Below are 407 nucleotides of genomic sequence, written 5' to 3' on the forward strand. Positions count from 1 at the left end.
GGCAGGAATCGTAATGCTAATATAGCCTCCTGGCGCGTTAGAATCGGACAAAGATACTGGGTCAGGCGATTCGGACCATAGGGATCATGTAGGTCAGTCATAGTCTGCTCCCGTGTAATTGGAGGCAGACATAAGCTCTTTCATCACCGCAAAATGTTCATCCATCGCCTCGGTACGTTCTTGGAGCCCTTTGTTGATATGATTTTCAATATCGCTTGATGAGCTTTTCTCGGCTGGGTGATATTTCATCTCCAGCATTCGTGCCTCAGAAGCCGACAACTCAGGTCCGTCGTAGCTGTTCAAGGCGGCTTTGGTTGCGGTCATGGCCTGAGCTTTGATGGATCGATAACGTTCTAGGCTTTGCAGGGATTGCATTACACGTGCATGCTCCTGCTCAGCTCTATTAG

General features: G+C 49.1%; 1 protein-coding gene. It reads right to left on the reverse strand.

From position 1 onward, the window contains the following. Positions 1 to 93 precede the first annotated feature (93 nt). Positions 94 to 407 (reverse strand): hypothetical protein (locus JHD59_RS22305; RefSeq protein WP_233164481.1); only part of this gene is annotated, 314 nt, incomplete at its 5' end.

The sequence above is a fragment of the Chromobacterium sp. ASV23 genome (assembly GCF_016428945.1).
Lineage (GTDB): Bacteria > Pseudomonadota > Gammaproteobacteria > Burkholderiales > Chromobacteriaceae > Chromobacterium > Chromobacterium sinusclupearum.